We start from the raw sequence: 14357 nt of genomic DNA on the forward strand, positions 1-14357 counted from the left end.
CTCTTTCCTGGCACCGGCCACCCGGCGCGGTGCCCACGCCTACAAAGTCATTGTCCGAGGGCCCCCCACGCCATGAGTTCGCCCCCCCTGGTTCGCTTCACCGGTGTTCAGAAGACCTACGACGGTCTGAGCCTGGTGGTCCGTTCGCTCGATCTGGAGATCCAGCGTGGCGAATTCCTGTCGCTGCTGGGCCCCTCCGGCTCGGGCAAGACCACCACGCTGATGATGCTGGCGGGGTTTGAATCCCCGACGGCCGGCGAGATCCTGCTGGACGGCTCGCCCATCACGAAGACACCGCCGCACAAGCGCAACTTCGGCATGGTGTTCCAGAACTACGCGCTGTTCCCCCACCTGACGGTGGCGGACAACGTGGGCTATCCGCTGACGGTGCGCAAGCTGCCCAAGGCCGAGATCGCCCAGCGCGTGGCCAAAGCCCTGGACATGGTGCAGCTCGGCGGCAAGGGTGACCGCTACCCCGCCCAGCTCTCGGGGGGCCAGCAACAGCGCGTGGCCCTGGCCCGCGCCCTGGTCTTCCAGCCCCAGCTGGTGCTGATGGACGAGCCCCTGGGCGCGCTGGACAAGCAGCTGCGCGAGCACATGCAGATCGAGCTCAAGGAACTGCATCGCCAGCTCGGCATCACCTTCGTCTACGTCACGCACGACCAGGGCGAGGCCCTGACGATGAGCGACCGCGTGGCAGTGTTCAACGACGGCGAGATCCAGCAGATCGACGCCGTCGAGCGCCTGTACGAGACGCCCAACAACCGCTTCGTGGCCGGCTTCGTGGGTGACAGCACCCTGCTGACCGCCACCACGGCCAGCGCCAACCACGATGCCTGCGAAATCGTGCTGCCTTCGGGCGAGCGCCTGAGCGGCATCAACGTCAATCACGTGCCCCCGGGCACCTCGGTGGTGGCTTCCCTCCGCCCCGAACGCATCGAGGCCTGGTTCACGCCCCCGGAGAACGAGGGCAACACGATCAAGGCCGCGATCACCGATGTCATCTACTTCGGTGACCACCTGCGCCTGCGATGCGCCATCGCAGGCCAGGCGCTGGCCACCGTCAAGCTGCCGCTGTCCAGTGGCGAGCAGCCGGTGGCCGGCCAGGCGGTGTGGCTGCACATTGCCACGCCGTACCTGCGCGTCTACGCCTGAACGCGCCGGTCCAGAAAATACAAAAACACAAAAAAGCGAACTCTCCGCTCCACCTTCCCTGAGTTCCCCAACCCTCCTGCCAGGAGACATGCGTATGTTGAAGACTTCTGTGGCCCTTGCGGCCGCCCTCCTCGCCGCCCTGCCGGCCATGGCCGAAAGCCAGCTCACCGTGGTGAACTTTGGCGGCGCCAATGGTGCGGCCCAGAAGAAGGCCTATGTCGAGCCCTTCGAGAAGACCACGGGCACGAAGATCGTCTCGGTCGAATACAACGGCGAGCAGGCCAAGATCAAGGCCATGGTGGAAACCAAGAAGGTCAGCTGGGACGTGGTCGAGGTGGAGAGCCCGGACGCCGCACGCGGCTGCGACGAAGGCCTGTTCGAGAAGATGGACTGGAGCAAGGTCGGCAACAAGGCTGACTTCAACCCCGCCGCGGTGAGCGAGTGCGCCGTGGGCGCCTTCGTGTGGTCCACCGTGATGGCCTATGACGGCGACAAGCTCAAGACCGCGCCCAAGACCTGGGCCGATTTCTGGGACGTCAAGAAGTTCCCCGGCAAGCGCGCCATGCGCAAGGGGGCGCGCTACAACCTGGAATTCGCACTGATGGCCGATGGCGTGAAGCCCGCCGACGTCTACAAGGTGCTGGCGACCAAGGAAGGTGCCGATCGCGCCTTCAAGAAGATGAGCGAGCTCAAGGCGAACATCCAGTGGTGGGAAGCCGGTGCCCAGCCGCCGCAGTTCCTGGTCGCGGGTGACGTGGTCATGGCCACGGCCTTCAACGGCCGCATCGACGCCGCCCAGCGCGAAGGCAAGAACCTGAAGATCACCTGGACCGGCGGCATCTACGACCTGGACTACTGGGTCATCCCCAAGGGCACGCCCAACAAGGACCTGGCGATGAAGTACATCGCCCTGGCCGCCTCGCCGGACGCCCAGGCCGAATACGCCCGCCACATCTCCTACGGCCCGACCAACAACAAGGCCCTGGCCAAGCTGGACGCCAAGGTGCTGGCCCAACTGCCCACCTCGCCGGCCAACGCCAAGGACTCGCTGAAGTTCGACATCGCCTTCTGGGCCGACCAGGGCGAGGCCCTGGAGAAGCGCTTCGCCTCCTGGGCGGCGCAATAAACCGGTGCTGAGGTGAGTCCACGATGACCGTCACTGCCACGACCCCCGCCCCGGCGTCCGCCGGGGGCTCGAACGCGTTGACACGCGCCCTGGCCCGCTCGGAGCGACGTCGCCGCATGACGGCCATCGCGCTCACCCTGCCACTGCTGATCTTCCTGCTGGTGACCCTGCTCGTGCCCATCGGGGCCCTGCTGGTGCGCGCCATCGAGAACCCCGAGGTGGCCGACGTGCTGCCGCGCACCAGCCAGGCCCTGTCCGGCTGGGACCGCCACAGCACGCCGCCGGCCAGCGCCTACGCGGCCCTAGCCGACGACCTGGGCCAGCTCAGCGATGGCTCGGACGCCGGCGCCCTGGCCCGCCGCCTGAACACCGAGCTGCCGGGCTCCCGCTCGCTGATCATGAGCACCTACCGTGCCCTGCCGCTGGGTGATCACCTGGCGCCGGACGCGGTGAAGGAGCGCATGCTGGCCCTGGACCCGCGCTGGGGCGAACTGCCCTACTGGCAGGCGATTGCGAAGAACGCCTCGCGCTGGACCCCCGACTACCTGCTGACCTCGGTGGACCTGCACCGCAAGCCCGAAGGCGGCATCGAGCGGGTTGAACCCGACCAGCGCGTCTTCTTCAGCATCCTGCTGCGCACCTTCGAGATCAGCGCCGTGGTCACCGTCTGGTGCCTGCTGCTGGGCTACCCGCTGGCCTACTGGCTCTCCACGCTGACGGCGCGCCAGGCCAATGTGCTGATGATCCTGGTGCTGGTGCCCTTCTGGACCTCCATCCTGGTGCGCGTGGCCGCCTGGATCGTGCTGCTGCAGCGCGAGGGCCTGGTCAACAGTGCGCTGATGGGCATCGGCGCGATCAACGAGCCCCTGGCCCTGCTGTTCAACCGCACCGGCGTGATCATCGCCATGGTGCACATCCTGCTGCCCTTCATGATCCTGCCGCTGTACAGCGTGATGAAGTCGGTGCCAGGCACCTACCTGCGCGCCGCGGTGTCGCTGGGCAGCTCGCCGCTGGCGGCCTTCTTCCGCGTGTACGTGCCTCAGACCTGGCCTGGCGTGGGCGCGGGCGGCCTGCTGGTGTTCATCCTGTCCATCGGCTACTACGTGACGCCCGCCCTGCTGGGCGGTGCCGATGATCAGATGCTGAGCTACTACATCGCCCAGTACACCAACGTCGACATCAACTGGGGCATGGCCTGCGCCCTGGGCGCCATCCTGCTGGCGGCCACGCTGCTGCTCTACGGCCTCTACCGCCGTGTGGTGAAGTCCGAACTGAGCCTGGGGTGATCCGATGAGCTTCTTCTCCTTCCTGCGCCCCCAGTTCCCGGCCTATGCCACGCCGGCCGACAAGGCGGGCTGGTGGCTGCTGCGCCTGTTCAGCCTGGGCGTGCTGCTGTACCTGCTGCTGCCCATCCTGGTCATCATGCCGCTGTCCTTCTCGGCCAGCTCCTTCCTGGCCTACCCCATGCCGGGCTGGTCGCTGCAGTGGTACCAGAACCTCTTCACCTCGGAAGAATGGGGCCGCGCGACGAAGAACTCCTTCATCGTCGCCCCGGCCGCCACGCTGCTGGCGACCACGCTGGGCACGCTGACGGCCGTGGGCCTGGCCCGGGTGAACTTCCCCGGCAAGGGCCTGCTGATGAGCGTGCTGATCGCGCCGATGGTGGTGCCCATCGTGGTGGTGGGCGTGGCCTGCTACCTCTTCTTCGCCCGCCTGGGCCTGGCCGACACCTACACCGGTCTGATCGTGGTGCACGCGGCCCTGGGAGCGCCCTTCGTGGTGACCACCGTGCTGGCCACGCTGCAGGGCTTCAACCACAACCTGGTGCGTGCCTCGCTGAGCCTGGGCGCGGGCCCGGTGCAGACCTTCTTCCGCGTGACGCTGCCGGTGATCGCGCCTGGCGTCATCTCCGGCGCGCTGTTCGCCTTTGCCACGTCCTTCGACGAGGTGGTGGTGACGCTGTTCATCGCCGGGCCGGACCAGGTGACGCTGCCGCGTCAGATGTTCACCGGCATCCGCGAGAACATCAACCCGACGATTGCCGCAGTGGCCACGCTGCTGATCCTCTTCACCACCGCACTGATGCTGGTGCTGGAGTGGATCCGGGGCCGCCGCCGCTGAAGCACCCATGAGCGACCGCGTCCTTCACCAGCCCCTGGGTGGCAACGCGATGCCGCGCTTTGGCGGTCTGGCCAGCATGATGCGTCTGCCGGTGGTGGACAGCCCGGCGGGCCTGGACGCCGCCTTCATCGGCGTGCCGCTGGACATTGGCACCTCCAACCGGTCGGGCGCCCGCATGGGCCCGCGGCAGATCCGTGCCGAATCGGCCCTGCTGCGGCCCTACAACATGGCCACCGGCGCGGCACCCTTCGACACCCTGCAGGTGGCCGACCTGGGCGACGTGCCGGTCAACACCTACTCGCTGGAGAAGTCGGTCGAGCTCATCACCGGCTTCTACCGCCCGGTGCTGGCCGCCGGCTGCGTGCCGCTGACGCTGGGCGGCGACCACACGATCGCCCTGCCCATCCTGCGCGCCGTGGCCGAGCGCCACGGCCCGGTGGCCCTGGTCCATGTGGATGCCCATGCCGATGTCAACGACACCATGTTCGGCGAGCGCATCGCCCATGGCACACCCTTTCGCCGTGCGGTGGAGGAAGGCCTGCTGCAGGGCGACAAGGTCTGGCAGATCGGCCTGCGGGGCACCGGCTACGCGGCCGACGACTTCGACTGGCCGCGCCAACAGGGCTTCACCGTGGTGCCGGCGCACGAGGTCTGGTACCAGTCGCTCGCGCCGCTGATGGCCCGCGTGCGCGCGGCCATCGGCGACGCCCCCTGCTACCTCAGTTTCGACATCGACGGCATCGACCCGGCCTATGCCGGCGGCACCGGCACGCCGGAGATCGGCGGCCTGAGCGTGCCGCAGGCGCTGGAGATCATCCGGGGCTGCCGCGGCCTGAATCTGGTGGGTGCCGACCTGGTCGAGGTCGCCCCGCCCTACGACCCGACCGGCAACACCGCCCTGCTGGGCGCCAACCTGCTGTACGAGATGCTGTGCGTGCTGCCCGGCGTGGCCTGCCGCTGAAGGGGGCGTCCGCCCCGCGATAGAGTGTGGTTTCAACCGCTCCCGCGTTTGCGGGAGCTCTGTTCAGGAGACTGTCATGGATTCGTCCACCTCCCCGCTGGCCCTGTTGAAGGACCCCAGCCTGCTGAAGACCGACGCGCTGATCAACGGCGAATGGGTCGGCGCCAACAGCCGCTTCGAGGTCACCGACCCGGCCACCGGGCAGAAGCTGGCCGACGTGGCCAACCACGGACCGGAATCGGCCCACCACGCCATCGTGGCCGCCAACAAGGCCTGGCCGATCTGGCGCGCCAAGACCGCCAAGGAGCGCGCCACGATCCTGATGAAGTGGTTCCAGCTGCTGCAGGCCAACGCCGATGACCTGGCCCGGCTGATGACCGCCGAGCAGGGCAAGCCGCTGGCCGAGGCCAAGGGCGAAGTGGGCTATGGCGCCAGCTTCCTGGAATGGTTTGCCGAGGAAGGCAAGCGCGTCTACGGCGAGACCATCCCGACCACCGACAACAACAAGCGCTACCTGGTCATCAAGCAGCCCATCGGCGTCTGCGCGGCCATCACGCCCTGGAACTTCCCGATCGCGATGATCACCCGCAAGGTGGCCCCGGCCCTGGCGGCCGGCTGCCCGGTGGTGATCAAGCCGGCCGAGCAGACCCCGCTGTCCGCCCTGGCGGTGGCCGAACTGGCCCAGCGTGCCGGCATGCCCGCGGGCGTGCTGAACATCCTGACCGCCGACGGTGCCAACTCGATCGAGATCGGCAAGGTGCTGTGCAGCTCCGACGTGGTGCGCCACCTGTCCTTCACCGGCTCGACCGAGGTCGGCCGCATCCTGGCAGCCCAGTGCGCCTCGACGGTCAAGAAGGTCTCGCTGGAACTGGGCGGCAATGCGCCCTTCATCGTGTTCGACGACGCCGACCTGGACAGCGCGGTCGAAGGTGCGATGGTCAGCAAGTACCGCAACGCCGGCCAGACCTGCGTCTGCGCCAACCGCTTCTATGTGCAGGAAGCCGTGTACGACACCTTCGTCGAGAAGCTGGCCGAGAAGGCCCGCGCGATGAAGACCGGCAGTGGCTTCGAGGCCGGTGTGACCCAGGGCCCGTTGATCGACGATGCCGCGGTGGCCAAGGTGGAACGCCATGTGGCCGACGCGCTGGACAAGGGGGCCACGCTGGTGGCCGGTGGCGAGCGCCTGGGCGACCGCTTCTACACCCCGACCGTGCTGGCCAATGTGACCGGCGAGATGCTGTGCGCCAAGGAAGAGACCTTCGGCCCGGTGGCGCCGATCTTCCGCTTCAAGGACGAGGCCGAGGTGGTGGAACTGGCCAATGCGACCGAATTCGGTCTGGCCAGCTACTTCTACAGCCGCGACATCGGCCGCATCTTCCGTGTGGGCGAGGCGCTGGAGTACGGCATGGTGGGCATCAACACCGGCCTGATCTCCACCGCCGAGGTGCCGTTTGGCGGCATCAAGCAGTCCGGCCTGGGCCGCGAAGGCGCCCACCAGGGCATGGAAGACTATGTGGAGGTCAAGTACCTCTGCCTGGGCGACATCCAGAAGTGATGCGCTGATCAGTCGTCGGCCGACGGCACTTCGTCGTTGGCCGCCGCACCCCGGAGCTGGCGGCTGATGCCGTCGCCCGAGACCTGCCCCAGGGCCCGGCTCAGCAGAGCCCGGGCCTCTTTTCCATGGGCCGGGTACTGCGCCACCCCCAGGCGCGCAGACAGGGGCAAGGTCTGCCCCGCCACCAGGTAGGGCTGACTGACTGTCTGCAGGAGCTTGCGGGCCACCCGCTCAGCATCCTCCTGGGCATCGATCCAGGCCAGCAACACGCAAAAGAGGTCGCCCCCCAGCGAGGCCACCACGTCGCTGGCACGCAGCGACGCCCGCAGGCGCACCGCCAGCTTGCGCCGCAACACATTGGCCGCTTCGGCGCCCAGAGAGGCTTCCACGGCTGGCATGCCCTCCAACTGCAGCGCGATGAGCGCCATGGCGGCCGGTTCGCGCTCGCGCAGCGCCAGCAAGTGCGTCATGTGCTCCTGCAGTTGCTGGCGGTTGGGCAGGCCGGTGGACAGGTCGATGCTGTAGGCCCGACGTGCGGTGTCATCCAGCTGCTTGCGCTCAATGGCCAGGCGCAGGCAGCGTCCCAGCAACTCGGGTTGGAGGTCGGCGGGCGAGAGGATGTCGCGCACGCCACGCTGCACCAGCTTCAGGCAATGGGCGGGCGTGGGGTCTTGCAGCACCGCCAGCACCGCGCTGTCCAGCACCGCACGGGCCAGACCTGGCCAGGCCAGCAGGGCCGCGGCACCGCCCGGGGACGGGAGGTCCAGCAGCACCGCGTCGTAGGTTTGAGCCAGCAGCGCCTCGCTCGCCTCGTCCAGCGTGCGGCATGCGTGCAGCACGAAGGGTCCGAAGGGGGAGGTTGCCAGATCCGGCGAGCCCGGGCTGAGGAGAAGGACTTGGTAGGGCGTGCTCATGGGGCTCTTCGTGTCGTCCCGACATGATGCCGCATGGCACGCCCTGTGACCATGCCTGCCGACGATGGGCCAGGCCCACCCTCGGCACGGCCGGTCAAACGGTCAGAAGGCGTAGCCGACCGACAGGGTGTAGGTCAACGGACGGAAGTTCAGCTTGTCCTTGCGCACCACGGTCACCGGGCCATCGCCGGTGTTGGACTCGGTGGTGTTGGTCACCGTGCTCTTCACGTCCACATAGGCCACCGTGCCCACCACCGACCAGTGATCGTCGATCTGGTAGGTGCCACCCACGTGGCCCCCCAGACCCCAGGAGGGCGAGAGCTTGATCTTGGTGGGACCACCCGCTGCCGCGTCGCCAGCTTGGGTGCTGCGGGTGCGGATGAACTTGGTGTAGTTCACCCCCAGCCCCACGAAGGGTGAGAAGCCCGGCAGCACTTCATCGAAGTGGTAGTTCAGGAAGGCCGTGGGCGGTGCCTGCTTGACCAGGGCCACCTGACCGAAGGACTGGATGGCGTCCGTGCCGGTCACGCTGTGCTCGGGCGGAATGCCCAGGGCCAACTCGGCGCTCCACTTCGGATTGAAGCGGTAGACGATGCCGAAACCGACGGTGGCCTTGTCATCGACAGCCAGGCCGGCCGTGGTGCCATGTGCGGCCTGAGCCTGGTCGAGGGGCGTGCCTGCATTGGAGAAGTGGTTGGGCGCCACATTCACGTGGATGTAAGCGCCGCCCATGTAGACGCTCCAGCCCTTGAGCGGGGATTCCTCTTCGGCATGGACGGTCAGGCCCGCCAGACCCAGGGTGGCGGCCACCGCCAACAGACGCAGGGCTTGGGAGGTTTTCTTATCGATGTGCTTCATGAAAAACATCCTTGCTGAAGGCCGATCACTGGGCGAAGTTCGCGAAGTAGCCGCGGACGAAGGCCGCGCAGAACGGTGCGGCGTCGGCATGGTCCTGCTCCGTGCCCGGTGTGCCGACCGCGCTGGATGCCGCCGGATAGGTGGCCTGGAAGCCGCCGGCCAAGGTGGCCGCCGCAGTCCCCAGGGTACCGGCGATGGAAGCCGGGTTGCCCCGCAGGTCCAGCGCCGGCACAGCCACGCCCTTGCCGCCAAAGTAGGTCTGGGCATCGGTCGTGTTGTAGGCAAACACGGTCGGATCCGCAGCGCTGTAGCACATGGCCATCGGGGCCTTGGGCGTCCAGTTCAGCAGGCTGTTGGTGGCCGCAGCGCCCAGCATGCCGGCGTTCGGATTGGCCAGCGCAGCGGTGCGGAAGCTGTCGTTGATCATGCCGCCCGTGCCGTACAGCTTGCGGAAGGTGCTGTCATTGGGAAGCTTGCCCGCCATGATCAGATCGGTCACCGAACTGCTGCTGGGCAGCAGCGTTTCCATGAAGCCCGCATAAGCCGGCTGATAGGCATCCGCAGGCGTGCCATAGACATCGCCATACGACTTCTGCCAGCTGGTCAACAGCAGCGGGGTGAACAGCGTGGCGCCGGCGTTCACCGCGCAGTTGGGGTCCGAGGAACCCAGGCTGGTGCAGTAGTCCGGGCTAGCCAGGATCTGCGTGACGAAGCGGCTCAGGTTGTAGGGGCCGGACATCGGGGCCGCGGCCGTCACAGTGAACTCGCTGGCGTAATCACGCTCGAGCACCTTCTGGGTGGCCATGGCGACATGACCCCCTTCCGAGTAACCGGTCACGAACAGCTTGGCCGAAGGCGTCCCCAGACCGGATGCCTTCAGGTAGCTGTTGGCCGCGCGCAGGCCGTCCACCATGTCCACGGCTTCCGCTTCGGCATTCAGGTAAGGGTGGTAGCTCAGGCTGGACAGGTCGTAGCCCAGGTAATTCGGCGCGACGACGATGTAGCCCTGCGCCGCGAACATGGCGGCTACCAGGCTACCCTCTTCATTGTTCGCGATATCGACCATGTTGAAGGCCTTCTCGGTCGTGGTGCCATGGGCGTACAGCACCACGGGCCGAGAGCCCGTGCAGGCAGCATTGGTGCCGGAGGGCACGAACACCGCGGTGGAAGCGGTCACAGCCTCACCCTTGGGGTCACGCGTCATGTACAGCACATGCGCGAGGTGAACATCGCAAGCGGCGGCGCCGGTCAGGGCCTGCACGCCAGACGCGGACGTTCCAGCATCGATCTGGGCCGCGGGGATCGGCCAGGTCTGGTCGGGGTTGAGCTGGGCATCCGCCAGCGCCGACATGATGGTCCCCCGAGCCGGCGGGGCATCCTCGCTGCCACCACCACAACCGGCCAACACAAGTGCCGCAGTCAGCGGCAGCAAAGACAATGGGCGCAGGAAACGCATCCAGGACTCCTTCAATTTCATCGCGTTTCAAAAGTGAACGGTCGTTCGCTTCTGGATAAGAAACTTTAAGCTGGGGAGATCCCTTTTCCGTCTTGGGACTAACCCGCGTCGGAGGGGAATGGATACAAAAAGACCGGGCTCAACGAGCCCGGTCTTGATCCAGATGAAGGGACTGTGGCTGCCGCGCGAGCGGCTCACGAGTTCACTGACATCCACCTGCGGTGGTGGACGGCGCGAACCGGAACGACACCGCATACTGCGGCGGCACCGTGCCATCGCCTGGCGGCTGAAAGGCCTGGTATTGCTGGAGCGCCTGGACGGTGCCTGCGCCCGGGAAAGCGGGCATCTCCACCCGCGCGTCGTTGAAATAGCCAGACATCCCGGTATGGACCGCGCGCGTGGTGCAAGTCCACGTCGAGCCACTGTTGGCACTTTGGTAGACGTTGATCCCGGCGCCGAAATTGCTGATGAGCGCCACCTTGGCCCCGCCCAGCCAGGCCAGTTGGGCATAGGTCGGATTGGCCGAGGGATAGGTGGTGCTGTTGCCCGTGATGCGCGTCTGGGCCGTCCACTGACGGGAGCTTGCGTTGCGGATGCGCAGGTAGAGCACATTGGCATCGGTGTAGGCCGCATAGACATTGCCCTGCCCGTCCACCACGGTGCTGAAGTGGCTGGACATCGGATCGTTGTCGGCCGTGCCAGACAGCATTAGCACGGACGAATTCCAGGTGGACGTCAGCGTGCCCGTCAGAGGCCGCTCGGCCCAGTAGATGTTGGGGCCGACGGAGTACATCAGGCCGACGCCGCCAGGCAGGCTCACCAGACGGGCGCTGCGCTTGTCGCTGCCAAAGGTGACGCCGTTGCTGTAGCCATAAGACTGGCTGCTGCGGGACCAGGTGCTGCTGCCCGCAGGCTTCACATACAGCGCGATCATCACGTAGCCGCTGCTGCTGTCCTCCTGCACATAGGCCAGCCAGGTGTTGCCGTTCGCATCCACGGCAAAGCTGGGGTTGACCGCGGCGATGGTGGTCGAGGCACGCGGCAGCTTGCTGGTGCTCGCCAGTGACCAGGTGCGGGTCGCGGCGCTGTAGTTGAGCGTGGACGTGCGCGCGATCCCGTCGCTGCATTGGTAGACCACGGTCAGGGAGTCGCCCGTCAGCACGCCATCGGACACGCTGTTGGCATCGGTATTGGGCAGCACCAATTGGCGAGCCCATTGCGCACCATCATCGGTCGAATGCAGGTAGAGCGACCCGCTCGTGCCCGCTGCGGTGCCCAGGTTCATCAGCGCGTGGGTGCGACCGTCGGAGGTGACGAACATGTGCCGCTGGTGGCGGTAGGACACCAGCCGGGTGGCCGTGCTGACGATGTCGGTCTGGGTCACCTGAACAGCAGCCTCAGCCTTCCAGGGCAGGCCCAGCGCGGCCAGCGCAACAACACCGACGGCAATGCGTTCGAAAGAGCTCATGGCGGGATCCGGAAAGTCGACTAGCCCCCTGCATGCTCGCAGGACCTGTGCCACCTGGCCACCCCCAAGGATGGATGGCGATCAACCTCAGACGGCGCTGAATGTACAACTGGCCCCGGATGGGGCCAGTCGTGTGTCAGTTGGAGCGGGTGAAGGGAATCGAACCCTCGTATGAAGCTTGGGAAGCTGCCGTTCTACCATTGAACTACACCCGCAGCGCAAGCGCGTAGTTTACGCGATTGTTTGACGTTCGAAGACCAGATCCCACACGCCGTGGCCCAGACGGATGCCGCGGTTCTCGAACTTGGTAAGTGGCCGATAGTCCGGACGAGGCGCATACCCCGGCGCAGTGTTGTGCAGCCGAGGCTCCCCCTCCAGCACCTCCAGCATCTGCTCGGCGTAGGGCTGCCAGTCGGTGGCACAGTGAAGAATGCCGCCCGGTTTCAGGCGTGAAGCGAGCAGCGCGACGAAGGCGGGCTGAATCAGCCGGCGCTTGTTGTGCTTCTTCTTGTGCCAAGGATCCGGAAAAAACACATGCACCCCGGCCAGAGAGTCGGGGGCGATCATGTGCTCCAGCACCTCGACGGCGTCGTGCTGGATGATGCGCAGATTGCCCAGTCCCTCTTCACCGATGCGCTTGAGCAAGGCGCCCACACCCGGCGTGTGGACCTCGATGCCCAGGAAGTCGGTGTCGCGGCGCGCGGCGGCGATCTGCGCGGTGGCGTGGCCCATGCCGAAGCCGATCTCGACGATCAGGGGGGCGTCGCGACCGAACAGGGCAGCGGCGTCAAGTGGCTCGGCCACATAGGGCACCAGGTATCTCGGCCCCAACTCCTCAAGCGCCCGCTGCTGCCCCGTGCCCATGCGCCCCGCGCGCAGCACAAAGCTGCGGATGCGGCGATGGGGGGCCTCTGCGGCGTCGCCCGTTTGGGCAGGCAGTTCATCGCCCGCGGGCGGCTCGTCGGGAAGAACGGTGTCGTCGATCATGGTGGCGGCAAAAGGCAAGGCGCGGCATTTTGCCTGAAGCACCACCGGCCAACGGGGCTCAGTCTGCCCACACCACCCAGCCCGTCCAGGCCGTGACCAACACCAGCAGACCGAAGGCGATCCGGTACCAGGCGAAGGGGATGAAGGTGTGGCTGGCCACGTAGCGCAGCAGCCAGCGTACGCAGACCCAGGCACTGAGGAAGGACACGAAGAAGCCCACCCCAAAGAGCGGCATGTCGGCCATGCTCAGCAGCGCCCGCTCCTTCCAAAGGCTGTAGCCCCCCGCGCCGATCAGAGTGGGAATGGCCAGGAAGAAGCTGAAATCGGTCGCCGCCTGCCGCGACAGCCCCAGCAGCATGCCGCCGATGATGGTCGAACCCGAGCGGCTGGTGCCCGGGATCATGCCCAGGCACTGCACCAGTCCGACCTTCAAGGCATCGACCCAGGTCATTTCGTCGACCGACTGGATGCGAACCTGAGGCGAAGCACGCCGCTCGGCCCACAGGATGATCAGACCGCCAACGATGAACGAGGCCGCCACCACCGGCGCATTGAACAGATAGCCCTTGATGATCTTGTAGACCAGCAGGCCCAACACCGCGGCCGGCAGAAAGCCGACCAGCACATTGAGCACAAAACGCCGTGCCGAGGCCTGTGTGGCCAGACCGGTCACGGCGTCGCGCAGACGCTGCCAGTACACCAGCACCACCGCCAGGATGGCCCCCGACTGAATCGCGATCTCGAAGACCTTGGCCTTTGCATCCGTGAAGCCCAGCAGCGATCCCGCCAAGATCAGATGGCCGGTGGACGAGATGGGCAGGAATTCGGTGAGACCTTCAACCACCCCCATGATGGCGGCCTTGAGCAGCAGGAAGTCCAAGACGGGTGCTCCTTGACGTGAGGCAATGCGAGGGCGGGATCATACCCGCGGGTTTTCACCAGCCCGGCAACCGGAACACCCGAACGCGCCCCCTTCCCTGACTGCGGGCTTTCCGTCAAAATACCCCAATGGGTATTGAGTTCGCCACGCCGGCTGCTAGGATTAATGACCAATGGGTCATTAATCTGATGACGGTTCACAGTTCACGCCAGCGCCGCAAGGATGCCCGCCCCCAGGAATTGCTGGAGGCGGCGCTCGCCCTGTTCGTCGAGAAGGGCTTTGCCGCCACCCGCTCCGAGGAAGTGGCGCAACGGGCGGGCGTGTCCAAGGGCACCCTCTATCTCTACTACCCCAGCAAGGAAGAGCTGCTCAAGGCCGTGGTGCAGTCGACGCTGGCGGTGGAGGTGGCCGAGGGAGCGCGCCTGCTGGACGAGCACCAGGGCACCGCCACGGAAGCCCTGCTGGGCCCCCTGGTGGATTGGTGGATCCGTGTCTACAACAGCCCTGCATCCGGCGTGTTCAAGCTCCTGCTGACCGAGATGTGCAACTTTCCCGAGCTGGCCGAGTTCTATGCCCAGGAAGTGCTCGAACCGGGGATGGGGGTGATGGCACGGCTGCTGCTGCAGGGCGTGGAACGCGGGGAGTTCCGCCCCATGGACGTTGAGATGGCCGTGCACTCCATCGCCATGCCTTTCGTGATGATGTGCGTGCACAAGCATTCGCTGGGTGCCTGCGGCTTCAAGGACATACAGCCCGAGGTCTTCATGCGGGCGCACATGCAGTTGCTGCTCAGCGGCTTCCAGGGACTCTTGCCGCCCGGCGGCGGACATGTTGCAGGCAATAAAGCCACCTAGAATGAAAGGTTGACCGGCCCAG

General features: G+C 66.4%; 13 protein-coding genes and 1 tRNA gene. 7 read left to right on the plus strand and 7 right to left on the minus strand.

Annotated features, from left to right (window positions below; genetic code table 11):
- Positions 1–72 precede the first annotated feature (72 nt).
- From M0L44_RS05365 to M0L44_RS05390, 6 genes are all read left to right on the plus strand, one after another.
- Positions 73–1155: an ABC transporter ATP-binding protein gene (locus tag M0L44_RS05365; protein WP_252768635.1), complete on the plus strand. Its 1083-nt coding sequence runs from the start codon at positions 73–75 to the stop codon at positions 1153–1155.
- Positions 1156–1249: 94 nt separating this feature from the next.
- Complete coding sequence (locus M0L44_RS05370) at positions 1250–2281, plus strand: ABC transporter substrate-binding protein (protein WP_252768636.1); 1032 nt, start codon at positions 1250–1252, stop codon at positions 2279–2281.
- 23 nt (positions 2282–2304) lie between these two features.
- Positions 2305–3567, plus strand: a complete 1263-nt coding sequence (locus M0L44_RS05375) for an ABC transporter permease (protein WP_252768637.1) — start codon at positions 2305–2307, stop codon at positions 3565–3567.
- A 4-nt stretch (positions 3568–3571) separates the two neighbouring features.
- Entirely contained in the window at positions 3572–4402 is an 831-nt protein-coding gene (locus tag M0L44_RS05380; RefSeq protein WP_252768638.1) for an ABC transporter permease, read from the plus strand.
- A 7-nt stretch (positions 4403–4409) separates the two neighbouring features.
- Positions 4410–5363: an agmatinase gene (speB, locus tag M0L44_RS05385; protein WP_252768639.1), complete on the plus strand. Its 954-nt coding sequence runs from the start codon at positions 4410–4412 to the stop codon at positions 5361–5363.
- Between the two features lie 76 nt (positions 5364–5439).
- Positions 5440–6918, plus strand: a complete 1479-nt coding sequence (locus tag M0L44_RS05390) for an NAD-dependent succinate-semialdehyde dehydrogenase (protein ID WP_252768640.1) — start codon at positions 5440–5442, stop codon at positions 6916–6918.
- Between the two features lie 8 nt (positions 6919–6926).
- Here M0L44_RS05390 and M0L44_RS05395 read toward each other — a convergent pair whose 3' ends face one another.
- From M0L44_RS05395 to M0L44_RS05425, 7 genes are all read right to left on the minus strand, one after another.
- A complete protein-coding gene (locus M0L44_RS05395) occupies positions 6927–7832 on the minus strand; it encodes a GGDEF domain-containing protein (RefSeq protein ID WP_252768641.1) in 906 nt (301 codons plus the stop codon).
- 102 nt (positions 7833–7934) lie between these two features.
- Positions 7935–8690, minus strand: coding sequence for an OmpW/AlkL family protein (locus M0L44_RS05400; protein WP_252768642.1), 756 nt, complete (start codon positions 8688–8690; stop codon positions 7935–7937).
- A 25-nt stretch (positions 8691–8715) separates the two neighbouring features.
- Positions 8716–10146, minus strand: coding sequence for an alpha/beta hydrolase family protein (locus M0L44_RS05405; protein WP_252768643.1), 1431 nt, complete (start codon positions 10144–10146; stop codon positions 8716–8718).
- 202 nt (positions 10147–10348) lie between these two features.
- Positions 10349–11614: a hypothetical protein gene (locus M0L44_RS05410; protein ID WP_252768644.1), complete on the minus strand. Its 1266-nt coding sequence runs from the start codon at positions 11612–11614 to the stop codon at positions 10349–10351.
- A gap of 141 nt (positions 11615–11755) precedes the next feature.
- Positions 11756–11829, minus strand: a tRNA-Gly gene (locus tag M0L44_RS05415).
- A 16-nt stretch (positions 11830–11845) separates the two neighbouring features.
- Positions 11846–12601 (minus strand): tRNA (guanosine(46)-N7)-methyltransferase TrmB, encoded by a 756-nt coding sequence (trmB, locus tag M0L44_RS05420; RefSeq protein ID WP_252768645.1) that lies wholly within the window; start codon positions 12599–12601, stop codon positions 11846–11848.
- Positions 12602–12659: 58 nt separating this feature from the next.
- A complete protein-coding gene (locus M0L44_RS05425; protein WP_252768646.1) occupies positions 12660–13481 on the minus strand; it encodes an undecaprenyl-diphosphate phosphatase in 822 nt (273 codons plus the stop codon).
- A gap of 188 nt (positions 13482–13669) precedes the next feature.
- Between M0L44_RS05425 and M0L44_RS05430 the strand changes: the two genes are divergently transcribed.
- Complete coding sequence (locus tag M0L44_RS05430; protein ID WP_252768647.1) at positions 13670–14335, plus strand: TetR/AcrR family transcriptional regulator; 666 nt, start codon at positions 13670–13672, stop codon at positions 14333–14335.
- Positions 14336–14357 lie beyond the last annotated feature (22 nt).

Source organism: Ideonella oryzae (genome assembly GCF_024055665.1).
GTDB lineage: Bacteria > Pseudomonadota > Gammaproteobacteria > Burkholderiales > Burkholderiaceae_C > Ideonella > Ideonella oryzae.

Excerpts from the sequence above, each read along its gene's own strand:
- M0L44_RS05400 (WP_252768642.1), bottom strand. The coding sequence starts at position 8,690 with ATGAAGCACATCGATAAGAAAACCTCCCAAGCCCTGCGTCTGTTGGCG.
- speB (WP_252768639.1), top strand. The coding sequence starts at position 4,410 with ATGAGCGACCGCGTCCTTCACCAGCCCCTGGGTGGCAACGCGATGCCG.
- M0L44_RS05395 (WP_252768641.1), bottom strand. The coding sequence starts at position 7,832 with ATGAGCACGCCCTACCAAGTCCTTCTCCTCAGCCCGGGCTCGCCGGAT.
- M0L44_RS05380 (WP_252768638.1), top strand. The coding sequence starts at position 3,572 with ATGAGCTTCTTCTCCTTCCTGCGCCCCCAGTTCCCGGCCTATGCCACG.
- M0L44_RS05365 (WP_252768635.1), top strand. The coding sequence starts at position 73 with ATGAGTTCGCCCCCCCTGGTTCGCTTCACCGGTGTTCAGAAGACCTAC.
- M0L44_RS05390 (WP_252768640.1), top strand. The coding sequence starts at position 5,440 with ATGGATTCGTCCACCTCCCCGCTGGCCCTGTTGAAGGACCCCAGCCTG.
- trmB (WP_252768645.1), bottom strand. The coding sequence starts at position 12,601 with ATGATCGACGACACCGTTCTTCCCGACGAGCCGCCCGCGGGCGATGAA.
- M0L44_RS05370 (WP_252768636.1), top strand. The coding sequence starts at position 1,250 with ATGTTGAAGACTTCTGTGGCCCTTGCGGCCGCCCTCCTCGCCGCCCTG.
- M0L44_RS05405 (WP_252768643.1), bottom strand. The coding sequence starts at position 10,146 with ATGCGTTTCCTGCGCCCATTGTCTTTGCTGCCGCTGACTGCGGCACTT.
- M0L44_RS05410 (WP_252768644.1), bottom strand. The coding sequence starts at position 11,614 with ATGAGCTCTTTCGAACGCATTGCCGTCGGTGTTGTTGCGCTGGCCGCG.
- M0L44_RS05430 (WP_252768647.1), top strand. The coding sequence starts at position 13,670 with ATGACGGTTCACAGTTCACGCCAGCGCCGCAAGGATGCCCGCCCCCAG.
- M0L44_RS05375 (WP_252768637.1), top strand. The coding sequence starts at position 2,305 with ATGACCGTCACTGCCACGACCCCCGCCCCGGCGTCCGCCGGGGGCTCG.